The 25969-nt window shown below is 66.9% G+C and carries 22 protein-coding genes; 15 read left to right on the plus strand and 7 right to left on the minus strand.

Annotated features, from left to right (window positions below; all coding sequences use genetic code 11):
• Window positions 1-2: 2 nt before the first annotated feature.
• The 6 genes from mraY (at window position 3) to DW352_RS25250 (ending at window position 7062) form a co-directional block, all read left to right on the plus strand.
• Window positions 3-1088 carry a phospho-N-acetylmuramoyl-pentapeptide-transferase gene (mraY, locus tag DW352_RS25225; RefSeq protein WP_115693914.1) on the plus strand — a complete coding sequence of 362 codons (1086 nt, stop codon included), beginning with the start codon at window positions 3-5 and terminating at the stop codon, window positions 1086-1088.
• A gap of 87 nt (window positions 1089-1175) precedes the next feature.
• A complete protein-coding gene (gene murD / locus DW352_RS25230; RefSeq protein WP_115693915.1) occupies window positions 1176-2597 on the plus strand; it encodes a UDP-N-acetylmuramoyl-L-alanine--D-glutamate ligase in 1422 nt (473 codons plus the stop codon).
• Between the two features lie 143 nt (window positions 2598-2740).
• Window positions 2741-3898, plus strand: coding sequence for an FtsW/RodA/SpoVE family cell cycle protein (locus DW352_RS25235; protein ID WP_115693916.1), 1158 nt, complete (start codon window positions 2741-2743; stop codon window positions 3896-3898).
• 150 nt (window positions 3899-4048) lie between these two features.
• Window positions 4049-5152, plus strand: coding sequence for an undecaprenyldiphospho-muramoylpentapeptide beta-N-acetylglucosaminyltransferase (gene murG / locus DW352_RS25240; RefSeq protein WP_115693917.1), 1104 nt, complete (start codon window positions 4049-4051; stop codon window positions 5150-5152).
• A gap of 117 nt (window positions 5153-5269) precedes the next feature.
• Window positions 5270-6673 (plus strand): UDP-N-acetylmuramate--L-alanine ligase, encoded by a 1404-nt coding sequence (murC, locus tag DW352_RS25245; RefSeq protein WP_115693918.1) that lies wholly within the window; start codon window positions 5270-5272, stop codon window positions 6671-6673.
• An 11-nt stretch (window positions 6674-6684) separates the two neighbouring features.
• The gene (locus DW352_RS25250) at window positions 6685-7062 is read left to right on the plus strand and encodes an acyl-CoA thioesterase (protein WP_115693919.1); all 378 of its coding nucleotides are present in this window, start codon (window positions 6685-6687) and stop codon (window positions 7060-7062) included.
• A gap of 180 nt (window positions 7063-7242) precedes the next feature.
• Here DW352_RS25250 and DW352_RS25255 read toward each other — a convergent pair whose 3' ends face one another.
• The gene (locus DW352_RS25255; protein ID WP_115693920.1) at window positions 7243-7572 is read right to left on the minus strand and encodes a GIY-YIG nuclease family protein; all 330 of its coding nucleotides are present in this window, start codon (window positions 7570-7572) and stop codon (window positions 7243-7245) included.
• A 158-nt stretch (window positions 7573-7730) separates the two neighbouring features.
• Between DW352_RS25255 and murB the strand changes: the two genes are divergently transcribed.
• From murB to DW352_RS25270, 3 genes are all read left to right on the plus strand, one after another.
• Window positions 7731-8660 (plus strand): UDP-N-acetylmuramate dehydrogenase, encoded by a 930-nt coding sequence (murB, locus tag DW352_RS25260; RefSeq protein WP_115693921.1) that lies wholly within the window; start codon window positions 7731-7733, stop codon window positions 8658-8660.
• Window positions 8657-9862: an MFS transporter gene (locus DW352_RS25265; protein ID WP_115693922.1), complete on the plus strand. Its 1206-nt coding sequence runs from the start codon at window positions 8657-8659 to the stop codon at window positions 9860-9862. The genes murB and DW352_RS25265 overlap by 4 nt, the downstream gene beginning before the upstream one ends.
• Window positions 9863-9938: 76 nt before the next feature.
• Entirely contained in the window at window positions 9939-11120 is a 1182-nt protein-coding gene (locus DW352_RS25270; RefSeq protein ID WP_115693923.1) for an FAD-dependent monooxygenase, read from the plus strand.
• On the opposite strand, the gene DW352_RS25275 is transcribed toward DW352_RS25270, so the two are convergent.
• A complete protein-coding gene (locus DW352_RS25275) occupies window positions 11121-11906 on the minus strand; it encodes a bestrophin-like domain (RefSeq protein WP_115693924.1) in 786 nt (261 codons plus the stop codon). It abuts the gene before it with no gap.
• A gap of 101 nt (window positions 11907-12007) precedes the next feature.
• On the opposite strand from DW352_RS25275, the gene DW352_RS25280 reads away from it, so the two are divergent.
• The 4 genes from DW352_RS25280 (at window position 12008) to DW352_RS25295 (ending at window position 18426) form a co-directional block, all read left to right on the plus strand.
• Window positions 12008-12937 (plus strand): D-alanine--D-alanine ligase, encoded by a 930-nt coding sequence (locus DW352_RS25280; RefSeq protein ID WP_115693925.1) that lies wholly within the window; start codon window positions 12008-12010, stop codon window positions 12935-12937.
• A gap of 10 nt (window positions 12938-12947) precedes the next feature.
• On the plus strand, window positions 12948-14258 hold the full coding sequence (locus DW352_RS25285; protein ID WP_115693926.1) for a chloride channel protein: 1311 nt from the start codon (window positions 12948-12950) through the stop codon (window positions 14256-14258).
• Window positions 14259-14352: 94 nt separating this feature from the next.
• The gene (locus DW352_RS25290) at window positions 14353-15945 is read left to right on the plus strand and encodes a putative bifunctional diguanylate cyclase/phosphodiesterase (protein ID WP_115693927.1); all 1593 of its coding nucleotides are present in this window, start codon (window positions 14353-14355) and stop codon (window positions 15943-15945) included.
• Between the two features lie 135 nt (window positions 15946-16080).
• Window positions 16081-18426 (plus strand): HAD-IC family P-type ATPase, encoded by a 2346-nt coding sequence (locus DW352_RS25295; RefSeq protein ID WP_115693928.1) that lies wholly within the window; start codon window positions 16081-16083, stop codon window positions 18424-18426.
• On the opposite strand, the gene DW352_RS25300 is transcribed toward DW352_RS25295, so the two are convergent.
• Both DW352_RS25300 and DW352_RS25305 read right to left on the minus strand, forming a co-directional pair.
• On the minus strand, window positions 18386-18817 hold the full coding sequence (locus DW352_RS25300) for an SPW repeat protein (protein ID WP_162827195.1): 432 nt from the start codon (window positions 18815-18817) through the stop codon (window positions 18386-18388). The two genes, DW352_RS25295 and DW352_RS25300, sit on opposite strands and share 41 nt — an antisense overlap.
• 106 nt (window positions 18818-18923) lie before the next feature.
• Complete coding sequence (locus tag DW352_RS25305; protein WP_162827196.1) at window positions 18924-19931, minus strand: alpha/beta fold hydrolase; 1008 nt, start codon at window positions 19929-19931, stop codon at window positions 18924-18926.
• 118 nt (window positions 19932-20049) lie between these two features.
• On the opposite strand from DW352_RS25305, the gene DW352_RS27025 reads away from it, so the two are divergent.
• Entirely contained in the window at window positions 20050-20973 is a 924-nt protein-coding gene (locus tag DW352_RS27025) for a VOC family protein (RefSeq protein WP_162827197.1), read from the plus strand.
• Window positions 20974-21159: 186 nt separating this feature from the next.
• Here the strand turns inward: DW352_RS27025 and DW352_RS25320 are convergent, their stop codons facing one another.
• The 3 genes from DW352_RS25320 to DW352_RS25330 form a co-directional block, all read right to left on the minus strand.
• Complete coding sequence (locus tag DW352_RS25320) at window positions 21160-22140, minus strand: Bug family tripartite tricarboxylate transporter substrate binding protein (RefSeq protein ID WP_210209892.1); 981 nt, start codon at window positions 22138-22140, stop codon at window positions 21160-21162.
• A 179-nt stretch (window positions 22141-22319) separates the two neighbouring features.
• On the minus strand, window positions 22320-24206 hold the full coding sequence (locus DW352_RS25325; protein ID WP_115693932.1) for a hypothetical protein: 1887 nt from the start codon (window positions 24204-24206) through the stop codon (window positions 22320-22322).
• Between the two features lie 77 nt (window positions 24207-24283).
• Window positions 24284-25354 (minus strand): DUF2272 domain-containing protein, encoded by a 1071-nt coding sequence (locus tag DW352_RS25330; RefSeq protein ID WP_162827198.1) that lies wholly within the window; start codon window positions 25352-25354, stop codon window positions 24284-24286.
• Between the two features lie 252 nt (window positions 25355-25606).
• Between DW352_RS25330 and DW352_RS25340 the strand changes: the two genes are divergently transcribed.
• Entirely contained in the window at window positions 25607-25966 is a 360-nt protein-coding gene (locus DW352_RS25340; RefSeq protein WP_115693935.1) for an ArsR/SmtB family transcription factor, read from the plus strand.
• The last annotated feature ends 3 nt before the right edge of the window (window positions 25967-25969 follow it).

Consider the following 25969-nt stretch of genomic DNA (forward strand, 5'->3'; position numbering starts at 1 on the left):
CGATGTTTTATTGGCTCACCGAGCTTTCCGATAAGGTCTCGTTCTTCAACGTTTTCCGCTACATCACCTTTCGCACCGGCGGCGCCGTCGTCACCGCGCTGGTGTTCGTCTTTCTGTTCGGCGGCCCGATCATCGATCTGTTGCGTGTCAAACAAGGCAAAGGGCAGCCGATTCGCGAGGACGGGCCGAAGTCACACCTGATTACCAAGAAGGGCACGCCCACCATGGGCGGCCTGATGATTCTCTCCGGCATGCTGGTGTCGACGCTGCTGTGGGCCAATCCCGCCAACCCGTACGTTTGGATCGTGCTCGGCGTCACGCTCGCCTTCGGCCTGATCGGCTTTTATGACGACTATCTGAAGGTCACCAAGCAGACTAATGCCGGCTTTGCCGGGCGCACGCGGCTGATGGCGGAATTCGCCATCGCCATCGTCGCCTGCGTTCTGCTCGCCCGGCTCGGCAGAGGGCCGATCGCCACCTCGCTGGTGTTCCCGTTCTTCAAGGACCTGGTGTTCAACCTCGGCATCCTGTTTGTCGTCGTCGGCGCTTTCGTCATCGTCGGCGCCGGCAACGCGGTGAACCTGACGGACGGTCTCGACGGCCTCGCCATCGTGCCGGTGATGATCGCGGCCGGCACCTTCGGCTTCATCTCCTACATCGTCGGCAACGCGCTGTTCTCCGAATACCTGCAGCTGCACTATGTCGCCGGCACCGGCGAACTCGCCGTGCTGTGCGGCGCCTGCATCGGCGCGGGCTTAGGCTTTCTGTGGTTCAACGCGCCGCCGGCGTCGATTTTCATGGGCGACACCGGCTCGCTGGCGCTCGGCGGCCTGCTCGGTTCGGTCGCGGTCGCCATCAAGCACGAGATCGTGCTCGCCATCGTCGGCGGCCTGTTCGTGCTCGAGGCCGTGTCGGTGATCGTGCAGGTGGTCTCGTTCAAGCTCACCGGCAAGCGCGTGTTCAAGATGGCGCCGATCCATCATCACTACGAGCAACTCGGCTGGACCGAGCCGCAGATCGTGATCCGCTTCTGGATCGTCGCCGTGGTGCTGGCGCTCGCCGGCCTCGCGACGTTGAAGTTGAGGTAGGGCGGGACCCCTACGCCGTGTACTCTCGATAGGCTGCGGAGCATGGGTCCCGGCCCTCGCTTCGTTCGGCCGGGACGACAGAAACAGATGATCCCCATCACAGTCTTCGCCGGCAAAAAGGTCGCCGTCTTCGGTCTCGGCAAATCCGGCCTGTTGTCGGCGGGCGCGCTGATCAAAGGCGGCGCCGACGTCGTCGTCTACGACGACAACGAGAAGTCGGCGAACGAAGCGCGCGCCGCGGGCCTCGACGTGCGCAACCTCGCCGAGATCGATTGGTCGGAGATCTCGGCGCTCGTCCTGGCGCCGGGCGTGCCGCTGACGCATCCGACGCCGCATTGGACGGTGCAGCGCGCGCACAAGCACAATGTCGAGATCATCGGCGACATCGAGCTGTTCTGCCGCGAGCGCGACAAGGTGCGCGCGGAGCAGGGCATCGAATGCCCGGTCATCGCCATCACCGGCACCAACGGCAAATCGACCACCACGGCGCTGACGACGCATCTCGTCGCCGCCGCCGGCCACGACGCGCAGATGGGCGGCAATATCGGCGTGCCGGTCCTGGCGCTCGAACCGTTCGCACCCGGCCGCGTCTATGTGCTGGAAGTGTCGTCCTACCAGATCGATCTATCGCCCTCGCTGCGCGCCACGGTCGGCATCCTCACCAACGTCACCGAGGATCATCTCGACCGTCACGGCACGATGGAGAACTACGCCGCCATCAAGGCGCTGCTGCCGGCGCGCGTCGAAGCGGGCGGCACCGCGGTGATCGGCGTCGACGATCGCTGGACGCGCGATGCCGCCGCGCGCATCGAACGCGCCGGCAGGAAGGTCGTGCGTGTCTCCGTCGTTGGCCCATTGCGTGACGGCTATTACGCCGAGGGTACGCGCATCGTCGGTGCCGTCGCCGGCAAGGCGCATCCAGTGGTACAACTTGCCGGCATCGGTAGCTTACGCGGCGCGCACAATGCGCAGAACGCGGCCTGCGCCGTGGCGGCCTGCGTCGCGCTCGGCATCGATCTGCCGACGATTCAGAAAGGCCTCGTGTCGTTCCCCGGCCTCGCGCATCGCATGCAGCAGGTCGGGCGCAAGAAGACCGCGTCGGGCGGCATCCTCTACGTCAACGACTCCAAGGCGACCAATGCCGACTCGGCGGCCAAGGCGCTTGGCAGCTTCAACGACATCTACTGGATCGCCGGCGGCAAGCCGAAGACCGGCGGCATCGTCAGCCTCGCCGAGTTCTTCCCGCGCATCCGCAAGGCCTATCTGATCGGCGAGGCGGCGCGGGATTTCGCCCAGACGCTCGACGGCCAGGTTCCTTATGAGATCGCCGGCGTGATGTCGGCGGCTATCGATGCCGCGACGCGCGACGCCGAAGCCGCGGGCCTCAAGGAGCCGGTGGTGCTGCTGTCGCCCGCCTGCGCCTCGTTCGACCAGTATCCGAACTTCGAGGTGCGCGGTAAGGCGTTCGTCGACCTGGTGCTGGCGGTGCCGGGGGTGGAACAGATCTAGCCGCTGAATGTACCGCTTGCGCGCTGCACCCTCCCCTGGAGGGGGAAGGTGAAGAAGAAGCGGCGGCCGCCCCGTCACCCTTAATCCTTCGTAAACCGGCTCAGGTCAGGACTAGTCAAAGTCGATCTGATCGAGGATGGCCGATGGTCTCGCGCGCGCAACGCACGCCTTTCGCCGAGTGGTGGTGGACGGTCGACAAGCTCACGCTCGCCGCCTTCGGCGCCCTGATGCTGGCCGGCGTCGTGCTCTCGCTCGCGGCGAGCCCGCCGGTCGCCGGCCGTCTCGGCCTCGACCCGTTCTACTTCGTCAACCGCCACATTCTGTTCCTGGCGCCGACCATCGCCGTGCTGCTCGGCGTGTCGTTCCTGTCGCCGCGGCAGATAAGGCGGCTCTCGCTCATCGTCTTCTTCATCAGCCTCACCTTGGTGGCGCTCACGCCCATCTTCGGCGCCGAGATCAAGGGCGCCAAGCGCTGGCTGATCATCTTCGGCGTCAACGTGCAGCCGTCGGAGTTCCTCAAGCCGGCTTTCGTCGTGCTCATCGCCTGGCTGTTCGGCGAATCCGCCAAGCGGCCGGAGATGCCGGCGAACTCCATCGCGCTGGCGCTGCTCTTGGTCGTCGTCGCGCTCCTCGTCATTCAGCCCGACTTCGGCCAGACCATGCTGATCGTGCTGGTGTGGAGCGCGCTGTTCTACATGACGGGCATGCGCGTGATCTGGGTGTTCGGCATCGCCGGGCTCGCCGGCTTCGGTCTCGTCGCCGCCTACTTCACCGTGCCGCACGTCGCGCGCCGCATCCAGCGCTTCCTCGATCCGTCGTCCGGCGACACCTTCAACGTCGATATCGCCACCGAGAGCTTCATGCGCGGCGGCTGGTTCGGCACCGGCCCGGGCGAGGGCACCGTGAAGCGTCTTCTGCCCGAGAGCCACACCGACTTCGTCTATTCGGTGGCGGCGGAGGAGTTCGGCGTCGCGCTGTGTCTCGCCATCGCTGGCCTGTTCGCCTTCATCGTCATCCGCTCGCTGCTGCGCGCGATGCGCAATGAAGACGGCTTCACGCGCTTCGCCGCCGCCGGCCTCACCATGCTGCTCGCCACGCAATCGGCGATCAACATGGCGGTGAACCTGCGCCTCATTCCGGCCAAGGGCATGACCTTGCCGTTCATCTCCTATGGCGGCTCGTCGATGATCTCGCTGGCTTACGCGATGGGCATGCTGCTGGCGCTCACGCGCGAACAGCCCCGTCCGGCCTATCTCCGCGCGCCGGAGCCGGAGCCTGAAACGGCGGCGGGAGCGGCTTGAGCTTTTCCGCTTGACGGGCGGCCAGTTTTTTCGTCATGGCCGGGCTTGTCCCGGCCATCCACGTCTTTCCTGCTTGTGACGCAGAAAGAACGTGGATGCCCGGCACAAGGCCGGGCATGACGGTGGAGAGGCTGTATCGCGAAACGACGCATGACAGTGGGCGCGCAAAATAAACTCATCCTCCTCTGTGCCGGCGGCACCGGCGGCCATCTGTTTCCGGCCGAGTCGCTCGCGCACGCCCTGATCGCGCGCGGCGCGGCGATCGATCTCGCCACCGACACCCGCACCGCGCAGTTCAAGTTTCCCGCGCGCGAGGTGCATCTGATCCCGAGCGCCACGGTGCGCGGCAAGGATCCGATCTCGCTCGCACGGACCGCGGCGATGCTGGCGCGTGGCACGCTGAAAGCCTGGAGCGTCATCGGCCGCATCAAGCCGGCGGTGGTTGTCGGCTTCGGCGGCTATCCGACGGTGCCGCCTTTGCTTGCGGCCTCGCTGCGCGGCGTGCCGACCGTGCTGCACGAGCAGAACAGCGTCATGGGCCGCGCCAACCGGCTGCTGGCTTCGCGCGTCACGCGCATCGCCACCGGCTTTCCGGCGGTGAAGAACGTTGGTGCCGCGTTGCAGGCGAAGATGACCTTCACCGGCAATCCGGTGCGGCCCGCCGTCATCGCCGTGGCCGGAACGCCTTATCCGCCGCTCGATCTCGCCGGCCCGTTCAATCTTCTCGTGTTCGGCGGCAGCCAGGGCGCGCAGGTGATGGGCGACATCGTGCCCGCCGCGATCGAACTGATGAGCGCCGACATCCGCGCCCGCTTGCGCATCGTCCAGCAGGCGCGCGCCGAGAATATCGAAACCGTGCGCGCCGCTTATGCCAGGCTCGGCGTCGCTGCCGATTGCGCGCCGTTCTTCAACGACCTGCCGGCGCGCATGGCGGCGGCGCATCTCATCGTGTCGCGCTCTGGCGCTTCCACCGTGGCGGAGCTTTCCGCCATCGGCCGCCCTGGCGTCCTGGTGCCGCTGCCGCATGCGCTCGACCAGGATCAGTTCCACAATGCCGGCGCGCTCGCGGCGGCCGGCGGCGCCATCCGCATCGTGCAGAAGGATTTCACGCCAGAGCGGCTCGGCTCCGAGATTGTGGCGTTGATGGGCGATCCTGACGCGCTTGCCGCCATGGCCGCGGCGGCGAAATCGATGGGGACGCTGGATGCGGCCGACAGGCTTGCGGACCTCGTCCTGAAAGTGGCAGGGAGTTAGCAGTTCGTCATGGCCGGGCTCGTCCCGGCCATCCACGTCTTTGACGTGGCAGCGTAGAAGGACGTGGATGCCCGGCACAAGGCCGGGCATGACGCGGAGAGGCTAGGGATCGATACAATGAAACTGCCGCGCGACATCGGACCGGTGCATTTCGTCGGCATCGGCGGCATTGGTATGAGCGGTATCGCCGAAGTGCTGGCCAATCTGGGCTACACGGTGCAGGGCTCGGACGCCGCCGATAACGCCAACGTCAAGCGGCTGCGCGAGCGCGGCGTGAAGGTCTTCATCGGCCACAAGGCCGAGAACATCGACGGCGCCGACGTGGTCGTCGTGTCGTCCGCCATCAAGCGCGACAATCCCGAGCTCGCCGCCGCGCGCGGCAAGCGCCTGCCGGTGGTGCGCCGCGCCGAGATGCTGGCCGAACTGATGCGGCTGAAATCCTGCGTCGCCATCGCCGGCACGCACGGCAAGACGACGACCACCTCGATGGTTGCGTCGTTGCTGGACGCCGGCGGGCTCGATCCGACCGTGATCAACGGCGGCATCATCAACGCTTACGGTACCAATGCGCGCTTAGGGGCCGGCGACTGGATGGTGGTGGAGGCCGACGAGTCCGACGGCACGTTCCTCAAGCTGCCGGCCGACGTGGCCATCGTCACCAATGTCGATCCGGAACATCTCGACCACTTCCACACCTTCGAAGCGGTGCAGGACGCCTTTCGTGCCTTCATCATGAACATCCCGTTCTACGGCTTCGCGGTGATGTGCACCGATCATCCGGTGGTGCAGGCGCTCGTCGGCAAGTTGGAAGACCGCCGTATTCTCACTTACGGCGAGAACCCGCAGGCCGACGTGCGGCTCGTCGATCTCGATCATCACAACGGCGCGTCGCGCTTTGCGGTGCAGTTCCGCGACCGTAATGGCGCGGTGAAGCACACCATCGATAACCTCACCTTGCCGATGCCCGGCCGCCACAACGCGCTCAACGCGATCTCGGCGATCGCCGTGGCACATGAGCTCGGCATCAAGCCGGAGGTGATCCGCAAGGCGCTGGCGAATTTCGGCGGCGTGAAGCGTCGCTTCACCCGCGTCGGCACCTGGAACGACATCACCATCATCGACGATTATGGCCACCACCCCGTCGAAATCGCGGCCGTGTTGCGCGCCGCGCGCGAAAGCGTGAAGGGCAGGGTGATCGCCGTCGTGCAGCCGCATCGCTATACGCGGCTTCATGATTTGTTCGAGCAGTTCTCCACCTGCTTCAACGATGCCGACACCGTCATCGTCGCGCCGGTCTATGCCGCGGGCGAGCAGCCGATCCCTGGTGTCGATCGTGACGCGCTGGTGCAGAGCCTGCGCGCGCACGGTCACCGTCAGGCCCTGCCGCTCGAAGCGCCGGAGAAGCTCGCCGGCCTGATCAAGGGCCTCGCCAAGCCCGGCGATTATGTCGTGTGCCTCGGCGCCGGCTCGATCACGCAGTGGGCCTATGCATTGCCGGCCGAACTCGCCTCGCCCGGCTGAAAGTGTTAGCAATGAACGTCGCTCGTCACTCTCCTCTCATTCGTATGATCGCCATGCCCGCCGACGCCAATCCGGCCGGCGATATCTTCGGCGGCTGGCTGATGGCGCACATGGACTTGGCCGCGGCTTCGCTCGCGACGCGCCGCGCGCGCAACCGCGTCGTCACCGCGGCGGTCGAAGCCATGAGCTTCCTGCTGCCGGTGTCGGTCGGCGATGAAGTCAGCTTCTACGGCGAGGTGATTTCGACCGGCCGCACGTCGATGAAGGTGCACGTCGAAGCGTGGCGCCGCCGCCGCGAGGACGAAGAGGAATTCAAGGTCACCGAAGCGACGTTCACGCTCGTCGCCATGGGCACCGACCGCCGCCCCGCGCCGCTGCCGGAGGGCTAGGCGGGCGGGCGGCGGCCGAATGGGTCGGATCTAACGTAGCTTCCATCGATCGACGGTTGCTCCCGTGGATGGCCGGGACAAGCCCGGCCATGACGGGGAGGGGCGTGCCTCAAGTTGCAGTTTGTTCGGCAGGGCGCTGCCCCATCGTCATGGCCGGGCTTGTCCCGGCCATCCACGTTCTTAAAGAAGAGCTTCGAAGAGATCATTCCATTGTGGATTGGACTGAAGAATGAGCCGCACTTTCCAGGTTCTGGTCCAGTGCTTCATGTTCTTCTCCCGCTGGATGGCGATACGGATATCGTCATAAATTTCGAAGTAGACGAGCCGCTTCAAGCTATATGTTTTCGTGAATCCTTTGACCGCTCCTTCTCGATGTTCCGCGACGCGCCGTACAAGATCGCTCGTGACACCCACATAAAGTGTCCCGTTCGAACGATTGGTGAGGATATAAACGTAGCCTCCCATAGGCCTATGATTGCTTCCGTGGATGGCCGGGACAAGCCCGGCCATGACGTTGGGGGGCGGCCGTGCCTCAAGTTGCAGTTTGTTCGGCAGGGCGCTGCCCCGTCGTCGTGGCCGGGCTTGTCCCGGCCATCCACGTCCTTTAGGCATTGAGCAACAAAAGAGCGGAGGTCCGGGACAGGGCCGGGCATGACGGTGGCGACTTAATGACCTTCCCCGACATCACTGCCAATTTGAAATCGCGCCTGCCGAATTTGCGCGGGCGGTTGCTCGCCAATCAGGCGCTCGGCGAGATGACCTGGTTTCGCGTCGGCGGGCCGGCGCAGGTGCTGTTCATGCCGGAGGACGAGCACGATCTCGCTTACTTTCTGCGCAACACGCCGCGCGATATTCCGGTTACCGTCATCGGCGCCGGCTCCAACCTGATCGTGCGTGACGGCGGCGTCGAAGGCGTCGTCATCCGGCTCGGCCGCGGCTTCAACGAGGTGCGGATCGACGAAGCGACCCATCGCGTCACCGCCGGCACCGCCATGCTCGACGTGATGGTCTCGCGCGCGGCGCAGAAAGCCGGTGTCGCGGGACTCGCCTTCCTCTCCGGCATTCCGGGCACGATCGGCGGCGCGCTGCGCATGAACGGCGGCGCCTATGGCGGCGAGACCAAGGACATTCTCATCGAAGCGCGCGGCGTCGATCGCGACGGCAATCTGCGCAACTACAGCAACGCCGACATGGGCTTCTCCTATCGCCATTGTTCGGTGCCGGACGACGTCGTCTTCGTCACCGCGACGTTCCAGGGCAAAGCCGGCGACCCCGAGACCATCGCCGCCGAGATGGCCGCGATCAAAGCCAAGCGCGAGGCGAGCCAGCCGCGCAACAGGACCGGCGGATCGACCTTCAAGAATCCACCCGGCAAGAACGCGTGGAAGGTGATCGATGAAGCCGGTTGCCGCGGCCTGAAGATCGGCGACGCGCAGGTCTCCGAGCTGCATTGCAACTTCTTGATCAATCTCGGCAGCGCGACCGCGACCGACATCGAGACGCTGGGCGAGACCGTGCGCGCCCGCGTGAAGGCGCATTCGGGGACCCAGCTTGACTGGGAGATCAAGCGCATCGGCGTCGGCGGCCCGCGGCCGTGAGCACGCAGGAATTGCGGGCGGTGCCGAACCGCTGGTTCATCCTCACGGTGCTGTTCCTGGCGCGCACCGCGATGGGCCTGCAATTCCAGACCGTGGGGTCGGTCGGGCCGATCCTGGTCGACGGCCTCGGCATCGACTATGCGAGCGTCGGCCTGCTGATCGGGCTTTATCTCTTTCCCGGCATCTTCATCGCCTTGCCCGGCGGCATGTTGGGCGAGCGCTTCGGCGCCAAGTCGATCGCGCTGATCGGCCTTGTCCTGATGATTGCCGGCGGCCTCGTCATGGGAATGAGCGCGTGGTTTCCCGCGCTTGTCGCCGGCCGGCTCCTCAGCGGCATCGGCGCCGTGCTGATGAACGTGATGCTGACCAAGATGGTCGCCGACTGGTTTGCCGGACGCGAGATGGCGACGGCGATGGCGGTGCTGGTGACGAGCTGGCCGCTCGGCATCGCGCTCGGTCTGCTCGGCTTCGTCCCCATGGCCGCGGCTTTCGGCTGGCCGGCGGTGATGACGCTCAGTGCATCGGTCTGCGCGTTGTCGCTCGTGGCGATCGCGGTGTTTTATCGCGAGCCCGCGACGCACGCGGCACGGTTCCGAGCCAGTCTCTCGCTCAGTCTGTCGAAACGCGAATGGGTCCTGGTCTCGTTCGCCGGAATCGTATGGGGCACCTACAACGTCGGTTACATCCTGCTGGTCAGCTTCTTGCCCGGGCATCTCATCGACGGCGGCTATGGTCTTGCGCGCGCCAATGCCCTGGTGAGCTGGCTCGGTTGGGGATTGATCGTGATGGTGCCGGTCGGCGGCCTGATCGCCGATCGCCTGCGCTGGCCCGACGCCGTCATAGCAGCGGGCTTCATCATCGCCGGCGCCGCGACGATCGTCCTCGCTGCCGATCTCACGCTGCTCTTTCCGGCTTTCGTCCTGATCGCATTGACCGTCGGTTTGCCGGCGGGGCCGATCATGACCTTGCCCGCCGCCGCGCTCGCGCCGCAGAACCGCGCCACCGGCATGGGGATCTACTTCACCTGGTATTACGCGCTGATGGCCGCGATCCCACCGCTCGCCGGCTTCGCGCGCGACGTCACGCACAGCAGTGCGGTGCCGGTCCTGTGCGCGGCGGCCGTGCTGGCGGCGGCGCTCGCCGTGCAGGTGCTGTTCCTCATCGTGTCGCGGCGGTGGCCCGCGCCGCACCCCGCGCGCTAGCCTGGCTCTAGCGCGACGGCGGAGAACGGCGCTACAAAGGTGCCGACAAAACCAAGAACACTAAGGGAGAGAGACGATGTCGGATGCGATTCTGATCGCGGGCGGCGGTTTGGGCGGCCTGTCGGCGGCGCTGGCGCTGGGACGGCAAGGCCGTCATGTGCGCGTGCTCGAGGCGACGCCGGAACTCGGCGCCATCGGCTACGGCATTCAACTCGGGCCCAATGTGTTTCCGATGTTCGACCGGCTCGGCATCACGCAAGCGGTGCTCGATCAGTCGGTGCTGCCGCGCGCCTGCGTCATGTACGACGCGCTGACCGGCCGCGAGCTCACCGGCATCCCGAACGAACCGTCGCTGCGCCAGCGCTTCGGCGCGCCGTACATCGTCATCCATCGCGTCGATCTGCACCGCGTGCTGCTCGAGGCCTGCCGCGCGACCGACGGCATCTCGCTCGAGCCCTCGACCGCCGTCACCGCCTACACCGCGCATGACGGCGGCGTCACCGTGACGACGCAGGACGGCCGCAGCATCGACGGTGTGGCCCTGGTCGGCGCCGATGGCCTGCGCTCGGGCGTGCGCGCGCGCATCGTCAATGACGGCGAGCCGAAGCCCATCGGCTATGTCGCGCATCGCACCATCGTGCCGATGGAGGAGGTGCCGGCCGGCGTCGACCGCACCGTCTCGGCGCTGTGGATCGGGCCGCGCTTCCACATGGTGCATTACCCGCTGAGGCATAACACCCTGTTCAACATCGTCGCCGTGTTCCGCACCGACACCTTCGGCGAGAAGGGCGACAGCGCCTTCAACACCGCGGAAGTCGAGCGCACCTACAAGACCGCGCATCCGGTGATGAAGTCGCTGCTGGAGAAGATGGACCTGAAGCGCCGCTGGGTGATCGCCGATCGCGATCCGGTGCGCCGCTGGAGCGAGGGCCGCGTCACCATCCTCGGCGATGCCGCGCATCCGGCGTTGCAGACCTTCGCGCAGGGCGCCTGCATGGCGATCGAAGACGCGGTTTGTCTTGGCGAGTGCATCGCGCAGGAGAGCGAGGTCGCCGCCGCGTTCCAGCGCTACGAGCGGGCGCGCACGTTGCGCACCGCGCGTGTCCAGCTCGAGGGACGTTGGTTGTGGGAGGGCTATCACGCCGAAGGCATCGCGCGCGACGTCTGGATCGACACCTTCTCGCGCCGCTCCGAGCGCGAGGTATATGATTGCCTGGCGTGGCTCTACGAGGGGCCGCGGCAGCCGCAGCCGGCCTGATCAACCGCCGGGCTGCAGCTGCATCTTCGCGACTTCCTGCAACGCGGTGGGCTGAATGCGCACCTCGCCCGCGAACGGCCGTTCCTGCAGCCCGATCAACCCGAGCGCGATCACCGCCGCCACGGAGAACACGACGAGCGCGGCGATTTGCGGGTTGCGCTTGGTCAGATGCACGACGCCGACGGCGATCTGCGTCATCACGCCGAGCAGGAGCACGATCTCCCATTTGAGCGTGCTGGTGCGGTCGGCGGCGACGGCCAGGCGGTCGGATCGCGCCGTGCCCATGCGCACGGTCGCCGACATCAACGCGGCGTGCACCGCGGCGCCAGACTCCGTGGCGATCTTCGGCTCGCTCACCTCGCGCAGCAGCGCGTCGTAGGCCGCGTTGGCCGAAGCGGCCTGTTCGCCGTGGGCCATCGCCGGCCAGTCGTCCTTGATCGCGGCCTGCACATAGGCGCTCCAGGCCGTGCGAATGTCGTGCATGTCGGAGGCCGACGCGACGCTGAGCGCGTAGATGTTGCGCAGCTCGCCGGCTTCCACCTGCACGGCGCGCGCGGCTTGGCGGTTACGATCGGCGATGTCGCCGGCGAGGAACCCTGTGAGCAACGCGAACAGGATGCCGACGGAACCGAAGAACGGTCCGACGACGCCCTCGAACCGTCTGACGCGCTCGCCCAGGAGAGGGCCGAAGCTGACCCAGACGATCGCCACCGCGGTGACCGTGTAAAAGACGATGAGCACTGCGAAAACGCCCGCAAAGGGCAGATCCAGCCAGATGTTGATCACGGTTTTGCCTCGCGCCTGCCGGGCCGGTTTGCCGCCCGCGATATTTCGGCTAGGAGAGCCTGATGGGTTGCCAATTCTAGCCCTCGATTCGGAGAGTCGCCATTACCGTCACGAAGCATGTCGCCGTTCTGATGGGCGGCTGGTCCTCGGAGCGCGAGGTGTCCCTGCGCTCCGGCAAGGCCTGCGCCGACGCGCTCGCGCGCACCGGCAAGTATAAGGTCACGCCCGTGGACGTGACGCGCGATATCGCCGCGACGCTCACCGCGCTCGGGCCCGACGTCGCTTTGAACGTTCTGCACGGCCGGCCGGGCGAGGACGGCACGTTGCAGGGCATCCTGGAGATTCTCGGTATCCCGTACAGTCATTCGGGGGTCATGGCCTCCTCGGTCGCGATGCGCAAGGACGTTGCCAAGACGCTGCTCGCCGCGGCCGGCGTGCCGATGCCGGGCGGCTGCATCGCCAATCGCTTCGAGGCGGCCAAGCAGCATCTGCTGCCCCCGCCTTACGTCATCAAGCCCATCGCCGAAGGTTCGAGCGTCGGCGTCTTCATCGTGCGCGAGGATCACGCGCATCCGCCGCAGGAGCTCACGCGGCCCGATTGGCATTTCGGCGAGATGGTGATGGTCGAGCCCTACATCGCGGGCAAGGAACTGACTTGCGCGGTGATGGGCGACAAGGCACTCGGCGTGATCGAGATCGTGCCGACGGTGAAGTTCTACGACTACGAAGCCAAATATGCGCCGGGCGGCTCCAAGCATATCCTGCCGGCGCCGGTGTCGGACGAGGTCTATGCCGCGTGCCAGAAATACGCGCTGCTCGCGCATGACGCGCTCGGTTGCCGCGGCGTCACGCGCACCGACTTCCGCTATGACGACACCAAGCCGGGTCTGGAAGGCTTTGGCTGCCTGGAAGTGAACACGCAGCCGGGCATGACCGAGACGTCGCTGGTGCCGGAGATGGCGCAGCATGCCGGCGTCAGCTTTGAAGAGTTGGTATCTTGGATGGTCGAGGACGCCTCGCTCGATCGGTGACATGCGATTGATGAAGCAGCAGGTTTGGTCGGAGCGGCGTAGACGCAGCGTGCGGGTCACATCGGCGCGCTGGCAGCGTCGTGGCATCTTCCTGCTCGGCGGCGTCGTTGTCGGCATCGTCGCCGTCGCGCTCGCCGTGCTTGCGGACTGGGCGCAGGAAGCGTTCAACGCCGTTTTGGCGCATTCGCGCTACGCCTCGCTCGTCATCACGCCGGCGGGCTTCGCGCTGTCGATCTTCCTCACCCGCCGCTTCTTCCAGAACGCGCAAGGCAGCGGCATTCCGCAGGCGATCGCCGCGCGGCAGCTGTCCGATCAAGCCGCACGCGGGCGCCTGGTATCGATCCGCATCGCCATCGGCAAAGTGCTGTTGACGCTGCTCGGCCTTCTGTGCGGCGCATCTGTCGGCCGTGAAGGCCCGACTGTACAGGTTGGCGCCTCGATCATGTTCGCGATCGGCCGGTTCTCGCCGCGACGACAGCCCGGTCTCATTCTGGCCGGTGCGGCGGCCGGCGTCGCCGCCGCCTTCAACACGCCGCTCGCCGGTATCGTCTTCGGCATCGAGGAGATGAGCCGCGCCTTTGAGACGCGCACCAGCGGCCTGATCATCGCGGCGGTGATCGCCGCCGGTCTCACCTCGCTGGCGCTGGTCGGCAACTACTCGTATTTCGGCTCGACGCCGACGATGCTGCGCAATGGCATCGACTGGCTGGCGGTCCCGATCTGCGGCGTCGTCGGCGGTTTGGCCGGCGGCCTGTTCAGCCGCATCGTCATCGTGACGGCACGCGGCCTGCCGGGCGTCGTCGGCGCCGCGCTCAAGCGCCATCCGGTGCTGCTGGCCGCTGGCTGCGGTCTCGCGGTGGCGCTCTGCGGCATCGCCTCCGGCGACACGGTGTACGGTACCGGCTACGCGCAAGTGAAGGCCGCGCTCGAAGGCGCTGCGCCGCTGACGTCGGACTTCGCGGTGTTCAAATTTCTCGCCACCGTATTGTCGGCGGTGAGCGGCATCCCCGGCGGAATCTTCGCGCCCTCGCTGGCGGTCGGCGCCGGCATCGGCTCCGATATCGCACAGTTATTCCCGACCGCGCCGATCGGCCCCATCATCCTGCTCGGCATGGTCGCCTATTTCGCCGGCGTGGTGCAGGCGCCGATCACCGCCTTCGTCATCGTCACCGAAATGACCGACAATCACACGATGGTGGTGCCGTTGATGGCGGCGGCTTTCATCGCCTACGGCACGTCGCGGCTGATCTGCCCGGAGGGCATCTACCACGCGCTTGCAAAAGGGTATGCTGTCGGCCCGGCCAAATCCGCGCCAGCCTGACGGCAGGGCGGACCCTGTCGCCCGCGCTTGGCAACCGAAAATTCAGTACCGGCGATGTAATCGGCCGCTTCCGCCGTGACGTATTGGAAGCCACATGCGAAGGCTGTCGATAACCGCGCTGAAGAAGGCCATTGCCCCGCACCGGGCGATGGTGCCGGAAGTGTTGCTCTGGCTCGCGGTGGTCGCCGTCGCGACACTGATCGCCTGGGCCTACGACGTCCTGCCCAATCCGCCCGAAGTTCCGACGCGCGACTTCATCATCGAGACGGACGAGATATTCGCCCTGGCGCTGCTCATCTGCATCGGGCTGCTCGTTCTGTCGTGGCGGTTTCTGCTCATTCAGCGCCGCGAGGTGGCGCGGCGTATCGCCGCCGAGCGGCGCGCGCGCGAAATGGCGCTGGAGGATGCGCTGACCGGCTTGCCGAACCGGCGACGCTTCGACGACGAACTCAAGAACGCTCTCGCCGCCTTGCCGGGCAAGGACGCGACGCATGCGGTGTTCATGCTCGACCTGACCGGCTTCAAGCACATCAACGACGTTTACGGTCATGGCATCGGTGACGAGGTGCTTATCAATGTGGCGATGCGCCTTCGCGCGGCGGTGCGAGCCGGCGATCTCGTCGCGCGCTTCGGCGGCGACGAATTCGCCATCCTGGCGCAGCAACTCTCCGGCACCGAAGAGGTCACCAACATCGCGCTGCGCGTGATCAAGGAACTGGAGCAGCCCATCGCGACCGGGCCGTTGCTTCATCACGTCGGCCTCGGCATCGGCATCGCCCTCATCCCCCGCGACGGCACCGATGCCGTCGAAGTGCTGCGTAAAGCCGACATCGCGCTCTATCGCGCGAAGTCGGAGCGCGAGTCGGCCTCGCGCTTCTACGACCAGGACATGGACGCGCGTATCCGCGAGCGCGACGTCATCGATCGCGACCTGCAGGCCGCGATCGATAACGATGCCATTCAGCCGCGCTTCCAGCCGCTCGTCGATTTGAAGACGAAGCGCGTGGTCGGCTTCGAAGCGCTGCCGCGCTGGGAGCACCCGACGCTCGGCGATATCGCGCCCGACCGCTTCGTGCCGATCGCCGAAAGCTCGGGTCTCATCGAGGAACTGACCGATCATTTGCTGCGGCTGGCGGCGCGGGCCGCGCGGCAATGGCCGGCCGATGTGACGCTGTCGTTCAACATCTCCGCGGTGCAGCTCAAGGACCGCGATCTCGGCGCGCGCATCCTGTCGATTTTGTCGGAAGAAGGATTGCCGCCGCAGCGCCTCGAAATCGAGCTCACCGAGGCGGCGCTGGTGCGCGATCTCGAGGCGGCGCAGAAGGTGCTCGGCATGCTCGGCGAAGCCGGTGTGCACATCGTCGTCGACGACTTCGGCACCGGCTATTCGAGCCTCTATCACCTGCGCAATCTCAAGTTCGACAAGATCAAGATCGGCCGCACCTTCATCGACCGGATGGAGCGCGAGCCGGAAGCCATGGCGCTGGTGCGCGCATTGCTCGGCTTCGGCCAGGGGCTCGGCCTCACCGTCACCGCCGACGGCGTCAAGGAACCGGACCAGGTCAAGATGCTGCAGCAGAACGGCTGCAAGCAGGCGCAAGGCTATCTGTTCGGCGAGCCGATGACGGCCGCCGCGACGGTGCCGTTCATCGGCGCGCGGCAAGAAGAGGCGGCCGCGCAACGCTGAGGGGACGACGCCGGCCCACAAACGCCGGATTTGACGCGCATCAAGAGCGACGAGACGGTCCATGCTATTGGCCGCCGTGGGGTGACGCCGCGCCGATGAGGCGTCGGCAACGCTCTTGAGGTTGGAGCTGTCCCCATGGATGCGTCTCCCGAACACGGCGCGGAGCGTATGTCGCTCGACGCGGGCTTGGCCACCGCTGAGGCGCAGCAGCGCCTGGCGCAATACGGTCCCAACGCGACGCCGGATGTCGCGGTTCACCCGCTGCGCCTGATCCTGAGCAAGTTCATCGCGCCGGTGCCGTGTCTTCTCGAAGCGGCGATCGTGCTGCAACTCTATCTGCATGAATACGTCGCGGCCGGCGTCGTCGCCTTTCTGCTGCTGTTCAACGCAGGCCTCAGCTTCTTCCACGAAAGCCGCGCGCAGGCGACGCTCGCGGCGCTCAAATCGCGGCTTGCGCTGTCGGCCAGCGCCAAGCGCGACGGCAAATGGATCACCGTGCCGGCCGCCGACCTGGTGCCGGACGATGTTGTCAAGTTGACGCTCGGTGGCGTCGTGCCCGCCGACGTGAGGCTTCTGTCGGGCGACGTGCTGCTCGACCAGTCGACGATCACCGGCGAGTCGCTGCCGGTCGAGGCCGGCGCCGGCACCGAGACCTATGCCGGCGTGCTGGTGAAGCGCGGCGAGGCGGTGGCGGTCGTCACCGCGACCGGCGGCCGCACCAAGTTCGGCCGCGCGGCGGAGTTGGTGCGCACCGCGCATGTGGTCAGCGCACAGCAGAAGGCGATCTTCCGCGTCGTGCGCAATCTCGCTTTCGTCAACGGCGCCGTCGCGGCGGCGTTGCTCGCTTATGCCTATTGGATCGCCGTGCCGGTCACCGAGTTCGTGCCGCTGGTGTTGATCACGTTGCTGGCCACGGTGCCGGTCGCGCTGCCGGCGACGTTCACGCTGGCGACGGCGCTCGGCGCGCAAGCGCTGGCCAAGCGCGGCGTCCTGCCGACGCGGTTATCCGCGGTCGACGAGGCCGCATCGATGGACGTGCTGTGCGCCGACAAGACCGGCACGCTGACGCGCAACGAATTGGCCGTCAGCACCATTCGGCCGATGCCGGGTTTCGATGAGGGCAGGGTGATCGCGCTCGCGGCCTTGGCGAGTTCCGACGGCGGACAGGATCCGGTCGATAACGCCGTGCGCGCGGCGATGCGGGCCAAGGTCGCCGAACTGCCGGCCTTGATCCGGTTCATCCCGTTCGATCCGGCGAACAAGATGGCCGAGGCCATCGTCGCCGACGACGCGGGCAAGCGCATGCGCGTCGTGAAGGGCGCCTTCGCCGTCGTCGCGCGGCTGTGCGCGCCGCAGCCGGTCGCGACGCAGGAGGCCGAGGCGCTGGAACGGCAGGGCTATCGCGTGCTGGGCGTGGCGATCGGCACCGACGGCGACATGCGTCTCGCCGGATTGCTGGCGCTGAGCGATCCGCCGCGCGCGGACGCGGCCGGCTGCGTCGCCGAACTGCGCCGGCTCGGTATCGACGTCGTCATGGTCACCGGCGATGCGCCGGCGACGGCGTCCGTGGTGGCGCATGCGGTCGGCATCGAGCGGCCGGTCTATCCGCCGGGGCCCATTCGCGACGCGGTGCGCGCCGACGAATACGGCGTGTTCGCCGGCGTTCTGCCCGAGCACAAATTCGGTCTGGTGAAGGCGTTCCAGAACGCCGGCCATACGGTCGGCATGTGCGGCGACGGCGCCAACGATGCGCCGGCGTTGCGGCAGGCACAGATCGGCATCGCCGTCTCGAGCGCGACGGACGCCGCGAAGTCCGCGGCGGGGCTGGTGCTCACCGAGCCGGGGCTCGCCGGCATCGTCGCCTCCGTGCACGAGGGACGCATCACCTTCCAGCGCATCCTCACCTACACCTTGCGCTCGCTGGTCAACAAAGTCCGGCAGGTGCTGTTTCTCGCTTTCGGCCTGGTCATCACCGGCCATCCGATCATCACGCCGCTGTTGATGGTGATGCTGATGATCGCCGGTGACTTCCTGGCGATGTCGTCGACGACCGACAACGTACGCGCCTCGCCGCTGCCCAACCGCTGGCGCATCGATCGGCTGACGGTGGCCGGCGTGCTGCTCGGTCTCGGCGATCTCGTCTTCTGCGCCGCGATCCTGAGTTACGGCTATTTCTGGCTGCGTCTGCCGATCGACGCGTTGCAGACGCTGACCGTGGTGACCTTGGTGTTCAACGGCCAGGCGGTGTTCTACGTCTCGCGCGAGCGGCGCCGGCTGTGGTCGTCGCGGCCGAGCTGGATCATGGTCGCGTCGTCCATCGCCGACATATCGATCATTCCGACCTTCGCGGCGACCGGCTTTCTTATGACGCCGCTGCCGCTGTGGCTGATCGGTGGTGCCTTCGCGGCCGCGGTCGTACTGGCCTTCGTGCTCGATGAGATCAAGCTCGCGATCTATGGCCGTTTGCAGATGACCGAGTAGGGCGGGGCGTGGGCCGCCACTCCTGCGGCGGCGGCAGCGTGTAATAGTCCGGATTGTGCACGAGCCAGAGCTCCATGAGCGCCAGATACGCGATCAGGATGCCGAAGCCGAGCATCACATGCGATGCCGGCGTATGTCCGAAGCCGAGGACCCAGGGCGAGGCGGCGATCCAGACGCCGAGCATGACGTTGATCCATTCCTCCCATTCCCGGAACATCCGCAGCGCCACCGCCGAGACGGCGGCGACCAGCAGCGCGCTGACCGTGGCGTCGGTCGTGGCGGTGCCGGTGTTGTGCATGAAAGCGAACAGCCATGGCGAGGCGAACAGCGCCGCGGCAAGGGCGAATTGATAGATGTCGAGTACGGCTTCGCGCCGGTGCGGGCGTGTCATGTCCCGGCCTCCTTTGCAGACCCTGCAACGCGTCGCCCGCAAGAAGGTATATTGGGACGGCTTGTCGCGGACCGTCATCAACAGTCCGTGACGCTGCGGTGCGGCATCAGCGTTGCGCGCGCTCGCGCAGGAAGGCGGCGAGGTGGGAGACCCACTGCCGCGCGTCCGACGCGGAATTGTGGCCGCGCGATTGCGGCGACGCCGGAACAAGCACAGCACGCCCGTGCTGGAGGCGCGGCATCGCGCGCTCGACGCTGCCGAGTTCCGGCGGATTGAGTGCGTCGTCGGCGAAGTTGATGGCGAGCAGCGGCGCGACGATCTTTTCCAGGTCGGGCGCGGGATCGTAGTCCATCGACGACTCCAACTGATAGAGCCGGTCGTTGGCGTCGCCCTTCTGCGCGCGCGCGACCAGTTCGCGGTACAGCGCGTCGGCGGCCTCGCGCGTCGGCGCGCGCTCCTGGATGCGTTCGACGCTCTGGATCAACAGCGCGCCGAACGGCGTCAGCGTGTAGCGCGACGGCTGCTCGGTGTAGTCGCCGTTGTGATAGCCGGGATCGCTCTTGATCGCCTCGATCTGCATGCGGCGCTGGATCCAGTTGCGGCCGCTCATCGCCGAAGGCTGGCTGGCGATCGGCACCAGCGCATCCATGAACGTCGGATGCATCTCGCCCCACATCCAGGTGAGCATGCCGCCCATCGACAGGCCGAGGATCAAGCGCAGGTGGTCGATGCCCAAGCCCTCGGTGAGCAGGCGATGCTGCGCGACGACGATGTCGTGATAGCGGTAATGCGGAAAGCGCGCGCGCAGCCCCTCGCTCGGCTTGCTCGACTGGCCGAAGCCGATCGCGTCCGGCATCACGATGAAATGCGTTTCGGCGTCGAGCGGCTGCCCCGGCCCGAACAACTGGCCGGCGAGCTCGGGCAGCAGCCAGTTCTTGCTGCTGCCGGTGGTGTTATGCAGCAACAACACGGCGTTGGTGATGTGGCCGCCTGTATCGCGCTGCGGGCTGCCGAGCGTCAGATAATGCTGCTTGAGCCGCGGCAGCGTCTCGCCGCTGGCGAAGGCGAAATTTTCGATGATGAAATCGGCCTCGACCGCGTCGGATGCATGCATGAAGAGACCCTTCGTCGCTGACGGATAAACGGTGATGCCGCGCCGGCCATGTTTGGATTGCGGCGCGGCGGGATTCAAGTCAGAACAACCGCCAACAACAAGGTTCGTGGAGGGGCGGGTGAGCGAAGCGGCGGTTAGTGCGGTGCGCGCGGTCGATCTGGCGGTCGGCGATCTCGAAGCGGCGCGAACGTTCTTCACGCAGGTGTGGAATTTGCAGGTCGTCGCGGAAGAGGGCGGCATCGTCTATCTGCGCGCCGGCAATCCGGACTTCGCCGCGCTGACGTTGCGAGCGTCGGGCAGCGACCAATCGGCGCTGGTGCGCGTCGTGTTGCAGGCGCGCGATCGCGCCGCGGTCGACGCGGTCTACGAGCGGGTTTGCGCCGAGGGGTGCGACACCGACGGCGCGCCGCGCAAACTCGCGACGCCGGGCGGCGGCTATGGCTTCGGCTGCAAGGATCCGGAGGGGCGCAACTTCGCCGTGATCGGCGACACCGCCGTCCATGCCGACACATTGAAGTCGCCCGACGTGCCGGCCAAGCTCTCGCACGTCAATCTCAACTGCCGTGACAACGATGCGTCCTTCGGTTTCATGACGCGCGCCTTCGGCTTCAAGCTGTCGGACCAGACGCGGCAATTCCGTTTCATCCGCTGCAACAGCGATCATCACAGCCTGGTGCTGGGCTTCAACGACAACGCCAATCTCAACCACATCGCTTTCGAGATCGCCGGCATCGACGCCTTGATGCGCGGCATCGGGCGCATGCGCGATCACGGCCATGCGGTGGAGTGGGGTCCCGGCCGTCACGGCCCCGGCAACAACGTGTTCGCTTATTTCTGCGGCCCCGAGGAATTGCCGCTCGAATACACCGGCGAGATGGAGCAGGTGGCGCCGGACTTCGCGCCGGTGAAGCGGCCGGAGGATTGGAAGTGGCCGCCGGGCCGGCTCGATCATTGGGGGCTCACGCCCGGACCGAGCGCTCGCGTGAAGGCGGCGCAGGCGCGCTTTCAGTTCACGGCCGATGGTCACAGAGTGGATGGGTGAGTTTTGGATCGACCTGCCGCGGGCTCGCTTCACCTCTCCCACAGGGAGAGGTCGGCGAGCGAAGCGAGCCGGGTGAGGGGTTACAAAGCTCGAGAGTCAGGAGCCCCCTCACCCCAACCCTCTCCCCATAGGGGAGAGGGAGCTTGCCCTGCTTGGGGTTGCCGCACCGGTCAAGATTGATGCAGCTTAATTCGCCTCGATCTTCGCCGCCTTGATGATGTCGCCCCATTTCTTGCGCTCGGCGACGATCAGCGTCTCGAACGCTTCCGGCGAGTTGCTGATGAGCGTCATGCCGCTTTCGCCGACGAAGCGCTGCATCGACGGCTGCTTCAGCGCTTTGGCGACTTCAGCCTGCAGGCGTTTGATGATCTCCGGCGACGTGCCGGCGGGCGCGACGAGGCCGAACCAGGATGACGCCTGCCACGCCGGCAATCCCGCTTCCGCCGCGGTCGGCACGTCGGGCAGCGCCGCGAGCCGCGTCGGTCCACCGACGGCGAGCGCGGTGAGAGTGCCTGACTTGATATGCGCCATCACGATTGGGGGATTGTCGACGACGCCGTCGAGATGGCCGCCGATGAGATCGTTCACCGCCGGTGCCGCGCCGCGATAGGGCACGTGCTTCACCTTGATGTCGGCGGCATAGACGAACAGAGCCTGGCCGAGATGGCCGGTGGTGCCGACACCGGCCGAGCCGAAGTTGAGCTTGTCGGGATTGGCCTTCGCCGCCGCGATCAAGTCCTTGAGCGTCTTGAAGCCTGTCTTCGGATTGACGATCACCAGCATCGGCATGTCGGCGACGAGCGAGATCGGCGCGAAGGCCTTCGCCGCGTCGTAGGGCATCTCCTTGTAGAGGAACTGATTGATGCTCTGGATGCCGGGCGAGGTCATCATCAGCGTGTAGCCATCGGGCGCGGCATTGGCGACCATCGCGGCGCCGAGATTGCCGCCCGCGCCGGGCTTGTTCTCGACGATGACCGGCTGGCCGAGGCTCTTGGCCATCTCTTCGCCGACCGCGCGTGCCAGCACGTCCACCAAGCCGCCGGCCGGGAAAGGCGCGATGATACGGATCGGTCTATCGGGATAAGCCTGCGCCGGTACCGCGCTCGCTAGCGCCGTCAACATCAGGCCGCCGGCAAGCGCACACATGCGTGCGAACGGTCGTGACACGTGCATCGTTCTCCCCCCGAAACTTTTTTCCAGGCTTGTCGCGTGATTCAGCGATAGCGAGTCACGACGGCCCGTTTCCGTCAGCTTGTCACAGCCTGGCCGCAATACAAGCGTCAAAGCGGCGCAGGACAACGTCCGCGCGCGGTGTCGCGTTATTGCAATGAATGCTGCGTTCGACGTCAGGCGCGGGGCGGGCGGCGGCGCTCGTGAAACCAGGCGCGATATTTTGTCATCTTCGCGCGCTGTGCCTGCGGTGCGTGCTTGCGGCAGGTTGCGGCTTCGTCGCTGCCCGGCGCGGCGCCCCAACGCAGCTCGACGCAATCGTTGGGGTTGTAGGCCATCTCCAGCTCGGACATGCGGCCGATGACGTCCTTGAGCGACAGCGTCCAGGTCGAGCCGTCGGTGCGCGGATAGGTGAACGTTCGCGTCGCCAGTTCGCTGGCGAGCATGCGTTGCAGATCTTCCTTCACGTCGGCCGCGCTTTTGCCGGCCGGCATGGCATAGCGTCCGGGACGGCGGGCCACGCGATCCGGGAAGCCGCGCACGACGTCGATGGCGATCAACAGGCGCAGATCGCGTGACGGCGTCGAGAAGTCTTCCCACGCGCCCATGGTCTCGAAGATAGTCGCGCCGTCCGGCATCGCGGCTTCGCCTTTGCCGCTGTTCAGGAACTTGCGGCCGTTCTCGACCGACTGCACCCGCACCTTCACCTGCTCCTCGAGCGAGTCGATGGCGTCCTTCATCGCCGCCGCGGGATCGAGCGGCTCGGGCGACATCACGTCGTCCATCTTGTCGTAGAAGGCCTCGACGCCGAGCTTGGCCTGTTCGAGCGAGAAGTCGCCGTATTGCGGGCTCTTGGCGATCTCGTTGTTGGTCAATCGCCGCAGGCCGCCGTTCGCTTCGCGCGCCACGGGCCGGAAGCGTTTGAAGCCGGGGCCGCCCAGCGCCGGATCGACGGCATAGAGGAAGTTGCCGCGCCAATAGCGTTTGCGGGCGACGGTGCCGTCCGGCTGACCGTCGACGGCGAAGATGATGCCGGCGGCGCCGTTGGCCTCTGGCACGCGGCGCACGATCATCAGCACGTGTCCATACGGATCGGCGTAGATCACGCCCGGCCGCAACGTGTCCTGGCTGAGCGCAACGGGATAGTAATCGGTGTTGTCGGAGTTGAGCGCCGTGCGTGCGGTGCCGGAATGGACCGTGTCCGCCACCGTGCGCATGAACTGTCCGAACGCGGCGGTAAGACCGGCGCGCCGCGCGGGCGCCGTCGCGGCGCCATCGTCGTCGGCCGAGGCGCGCGCGCTCTCCGCCGTCTGCGTGCTCGACCACTGGAAGCACTGCGGCGCCTTGCCGCCGCCGCCGCGGTTGCACTTCGAGAAGCCGAACGGCAGGCCCATCTTGAAGGCGAAGTAAGCGCGCAGGAAATAGGGCAGGTCGGCGCAGTCCGGCCGCAGCACCATCTTCATCTCGTCTTCGCCAAGCCCGAGATAGTTGAACAGCACATTGCGCGAGCGGTCGCGCAGCACCTCGTGCAGCGCCGCCCATGACGGCGTCGCGTCGAGCGGATCGTCGAACAGCTTTTCGATCCAGGCCGAGAACAGGTTCTCGGTCGCGCGCGTCCAAGCATGACGCACCGGCCAGACGCTGCCGGCGGTGGCGCCGGGGCCGGCGGGCCGCTCGGCGCGCACGGTGATCTCGCGGGTGATGGTGCCGCACTCGGACGATGTGAGCGTTGCGTGCCAGGTGCCGGCGGCGGGCGCGGCAACATCGGCGTACCACGCATAGGGCGGACCGTCGCTGCGCTTGCGCGACGTCGCCGCGACTCTGCCGTCCGGGGCGACCAGCGACAGTTCGCCCTTGAGCGGCTTCTCCGCCGCCATGATCACGCGCAGCGGCGCGCCTTTCCACGGCGACAGCGGCGCGGGCAGCATGGCCACCAGATCGTTGCAGGCATTGCCGGCCGATTGCGCGCGCGCGGTATTCGGCGCGGCAAGACAGGCGAGCAGCGCGCCTGTCGTCAGCAGCGATGCGGTCCGGGCGGAGGCGAAGCGGCGTAGGTGCGGCACGAAAGTTCCCCCGATCTTGCGGCTGTGGTCCCGACTATGGCGCAGTCGGAATCGCCGCACAATGCGCGCACCGCGCCTCAGCGCAATTGCAGCAGCACGAACCACTTCTGGTCGTTGAGCGCGCAGTTTTCCGGTGCCGCGCCGGGTTCCGCCAGCGTCCAGGCGCCGGCGCCGCCGCAGCGGCCGCTTTGCACCGGCGAGAGCTTCATGTCGCGCGTCAGGTTCATCTTGCGCGCGGTCACCGCGTTCAGGACGTTGCCGCCGATCGTGTAGATCTTGCGCGCCGGCGCATCGATGCGCGCCACCACTTCGCAATGCGTCCGCTGCAGCGTGCGCGCGCCGGCGGCGACCTCCTGCCGGATGCGTTCGCGCACCGCCGCGGCGCTCAGCTTCGCCAGCGACGGCTCGCGCTCAAGGCAGATCATGTCGCCGACGCGCGGCCGCGTCGTCGCCAGCGGGCAGGCGCGGTAGATGCGCGCGTCCGTCTTGTGCGCGACTTCGGCGGCGCTGGTCGCGAACGCGTCGTCGATGTAGACGCGGTGCGCGTTCGAAAAGGCAAAGCCGGTCGCGGTCGCGCCCGCCTGCCGCATGACATAGCTGATGAATGCCGCCGACCACGGCGTGTCGACGATCGCCGCGCGGATGATCGCCTCGCGCATCGCCTCGCGTTGCGCTGGATCGGCGATGCCGTCGGCCGCTTTCAGCAGCGGCCCGATGTCGACGCGCAGGCGCTCGGCGATCTGCGCGGCGTCCTGCGAGTCCGCGGCGCCGCGATAGCCGCGCACTTCGAGCTCGTCGCCGAGGCCGCCGGCGGCGACGCCGTAGAGCGCACGCCAATAGGCCAGCACGCGCCACCAGCCGAGACTGTCGAGGCGTGCCTCGCGGCCGTTGGCGCGATCTTCGCGGCGGCTCTCGGCTTCGGTCAGACCAAAATGGATGAGGCGGCCGCCGGCATCGATGCGATGGCCGCCAAAGGCGTCGAATTCGGCGCGGGCTGCTTGCGCGATGCGCTGCCCCAGCGCGCCGGAGGGCGTCGCCGCGGTCGCGGTGCACGTCGCCTGCACGGCCGGCCAGAACGGTAAGTCCTCGGCATGCGCGGCGGCGGCGAAGCCGATGGCCACGGCAACAAGGCAGGCAGTGGCGCGCATGAACTCCTCAAGGCTCCGGAGACGTCGGCGTGACATGCCACATCGCGCGCGCGCACCCAAGGCGGGATGGGCGCCGGTCCGGTGGTGTTGCGTCGTCCTCGCATTCTCGGTGTGACGGCTCCCAATGAATGCCTCGATGCGCTTCGCCAACGCCTCTCGGACGGCGTCGATGTCTTCGGCGATGTCGTCTCCGGCCGGCCGCGCTTTTGCGCGGACTTGACGCGGGCCATATATTTCGATATTCGTTGAAATATGGAAAAGACGGACGCTGTCGCGGCCTTGAGCGCCTTGGCGCAGGAAAACCGGCTCGATGTGTTCCGCCTGCTGGTGCAGGCGGGGCCCGAGGGCCTGCCCGCCGGCAAGGTCGCCGAAGCGCTCGACCTCGCACCGAACACGCTCACCTTCCACTTCGATCGCCTGCGCCAAGCCGGCCTCGTCACCGTGCGGCGTGAGGGCCGTTCGATGATTTATGCGGCGCGCTTCGAGACGATGAACGGGCTGCTCGGCTTTCTCACCGACAACTGCTGCCAGGGCGATGTCGCCGCCTGCGCGCCCGTGTTTTGCAAGCCCTCGACGCCGCGCCGCGCGAAGGCGCCGAAAGAATCCGTGTGACGA

The sequence above is a fragment of the Pseudolabrys taiwanensis genome (assembly GCF_003367395.1).
GTDB lineage: Bacteria > Pseudomonadota > Alphaproteobacteria > Rhizobiales > Xanthobacteraceae > Pseudolabrys > Pseudolabrys taiwanensis.

Excerpts from the sequence above, each read along its gene's own strand:
- DW352_RS25295 (WP_115693928.1), top strand. The coding sequence starts at position 16,081 with ATGGATGCGTCTCCCGAACACGGCGCGGAGCGTATGTCGCTCGACGCG.
- DW352_RS25305 (WP_162827196.1), bottom strand. The coding sequence starts at position 19,931 with ATGCATGCATCCGACGCGGTCGAGGCCGATTTCATCATCGAAAATTTC.
- murG (WP_115693917.1), top strand. The coding sequence starts at position 4,049 with ATGACAGTGGGCGCGCAAAATAAACTCATCCTCCTCTGTGCCGGCGGC.
- DW352_RS25340 (WP_115693935.1), top strand. The coding sequence starts at position 25,607 with ATGGAAAAGACGGACGCTGTCGCGGCCTTGAGCGCCTTGGCGCAGGAA.
- murC (WP_115693918.1), top strand. The coding sequence starts at position 5,270 with ATGAAACTGCCGCGCGACATCGGACCGGTGCATTTCGTCGGCATCGGC.
- DW352_RS25270 (WP_115693923.1), top strand. The coding sequence starts at position 9,939 with ATGTCGGATGCGATTCTGATCGCGGGCGGCGGTTTGGGCGGCCTGTCG.
- murD (WP_115693915.1), top strand. The coding sequence starts at position 1,176 with ATGATCCCCATCACAGTCTTCGCCGGCAAAAAGGTCGCCGTCTTCGGT.
- DW352_RS25300 (WP_162827195.1), bottom strand. The coding sequence starts at position 18,817 with ATGACACGCCCGCACCGGCGCGAAGCCGTACTCGACATCTATCAATTC.
- DW352_RS25290 (WP_115693927.1), top strand. The coding sequence starts at position 14,353 with ATGCGAAGGCTGTCGATAACCGCGCTGAAGAAGGCCATTGCCCCGCAC.
- DW352_RS25255 (WP_115693920.1), bottom strand. The coding sequence starts at position 7,572 with ATGGCCGGGCTTGTCCCGGCCATCCACGGAAGCAATCATAGGCCTATG.
- DW352_RS25330 (WP_162827198.1), bottom strand. The coding sequence starts at position 25,354 with ATGCGCGCCACTGCCTGCCTTGTTGCCGTGGCCATCGGCTTCGCCGCC.
- mraY (WP_115693914.1), top strand. The coding sequence starts at position 3 with ATGTTTTATTGGCTCACCGAGCTTTCCGATAAGGTCTCGTTCTTCAAC.
- DW352_RS25250 (WP_115693919.1), top strand. The coding sequence starts at position 6,685 with ATGAACGTCGCTCGTCACTCTCCTCTCATTCGTATGATCGCCATGCCC.
- DW352_RS25285 (WP_115693926.1), top strand. The coding sequence starts at position 12,948 with ATGAAGCAGCAGGTTTGGTCGGAGCGGCGTAGACGCAGCGTGCGGGTC.
- murB (WP_115693921.1), top strand. The coding sequence starts at position 7,731 with ATGACCTTCCCCGACATCACTGCCAATTTGAAATCGCGCCTGCCGAAT.
- DW352_RS25235 (WP_115693916.1), top strand. The coding sequence starts at position 2,741 with ATGGTCTCGCGCGCGCAACGCACGCCTTTCGCCGAGTGGTGGTGGACG.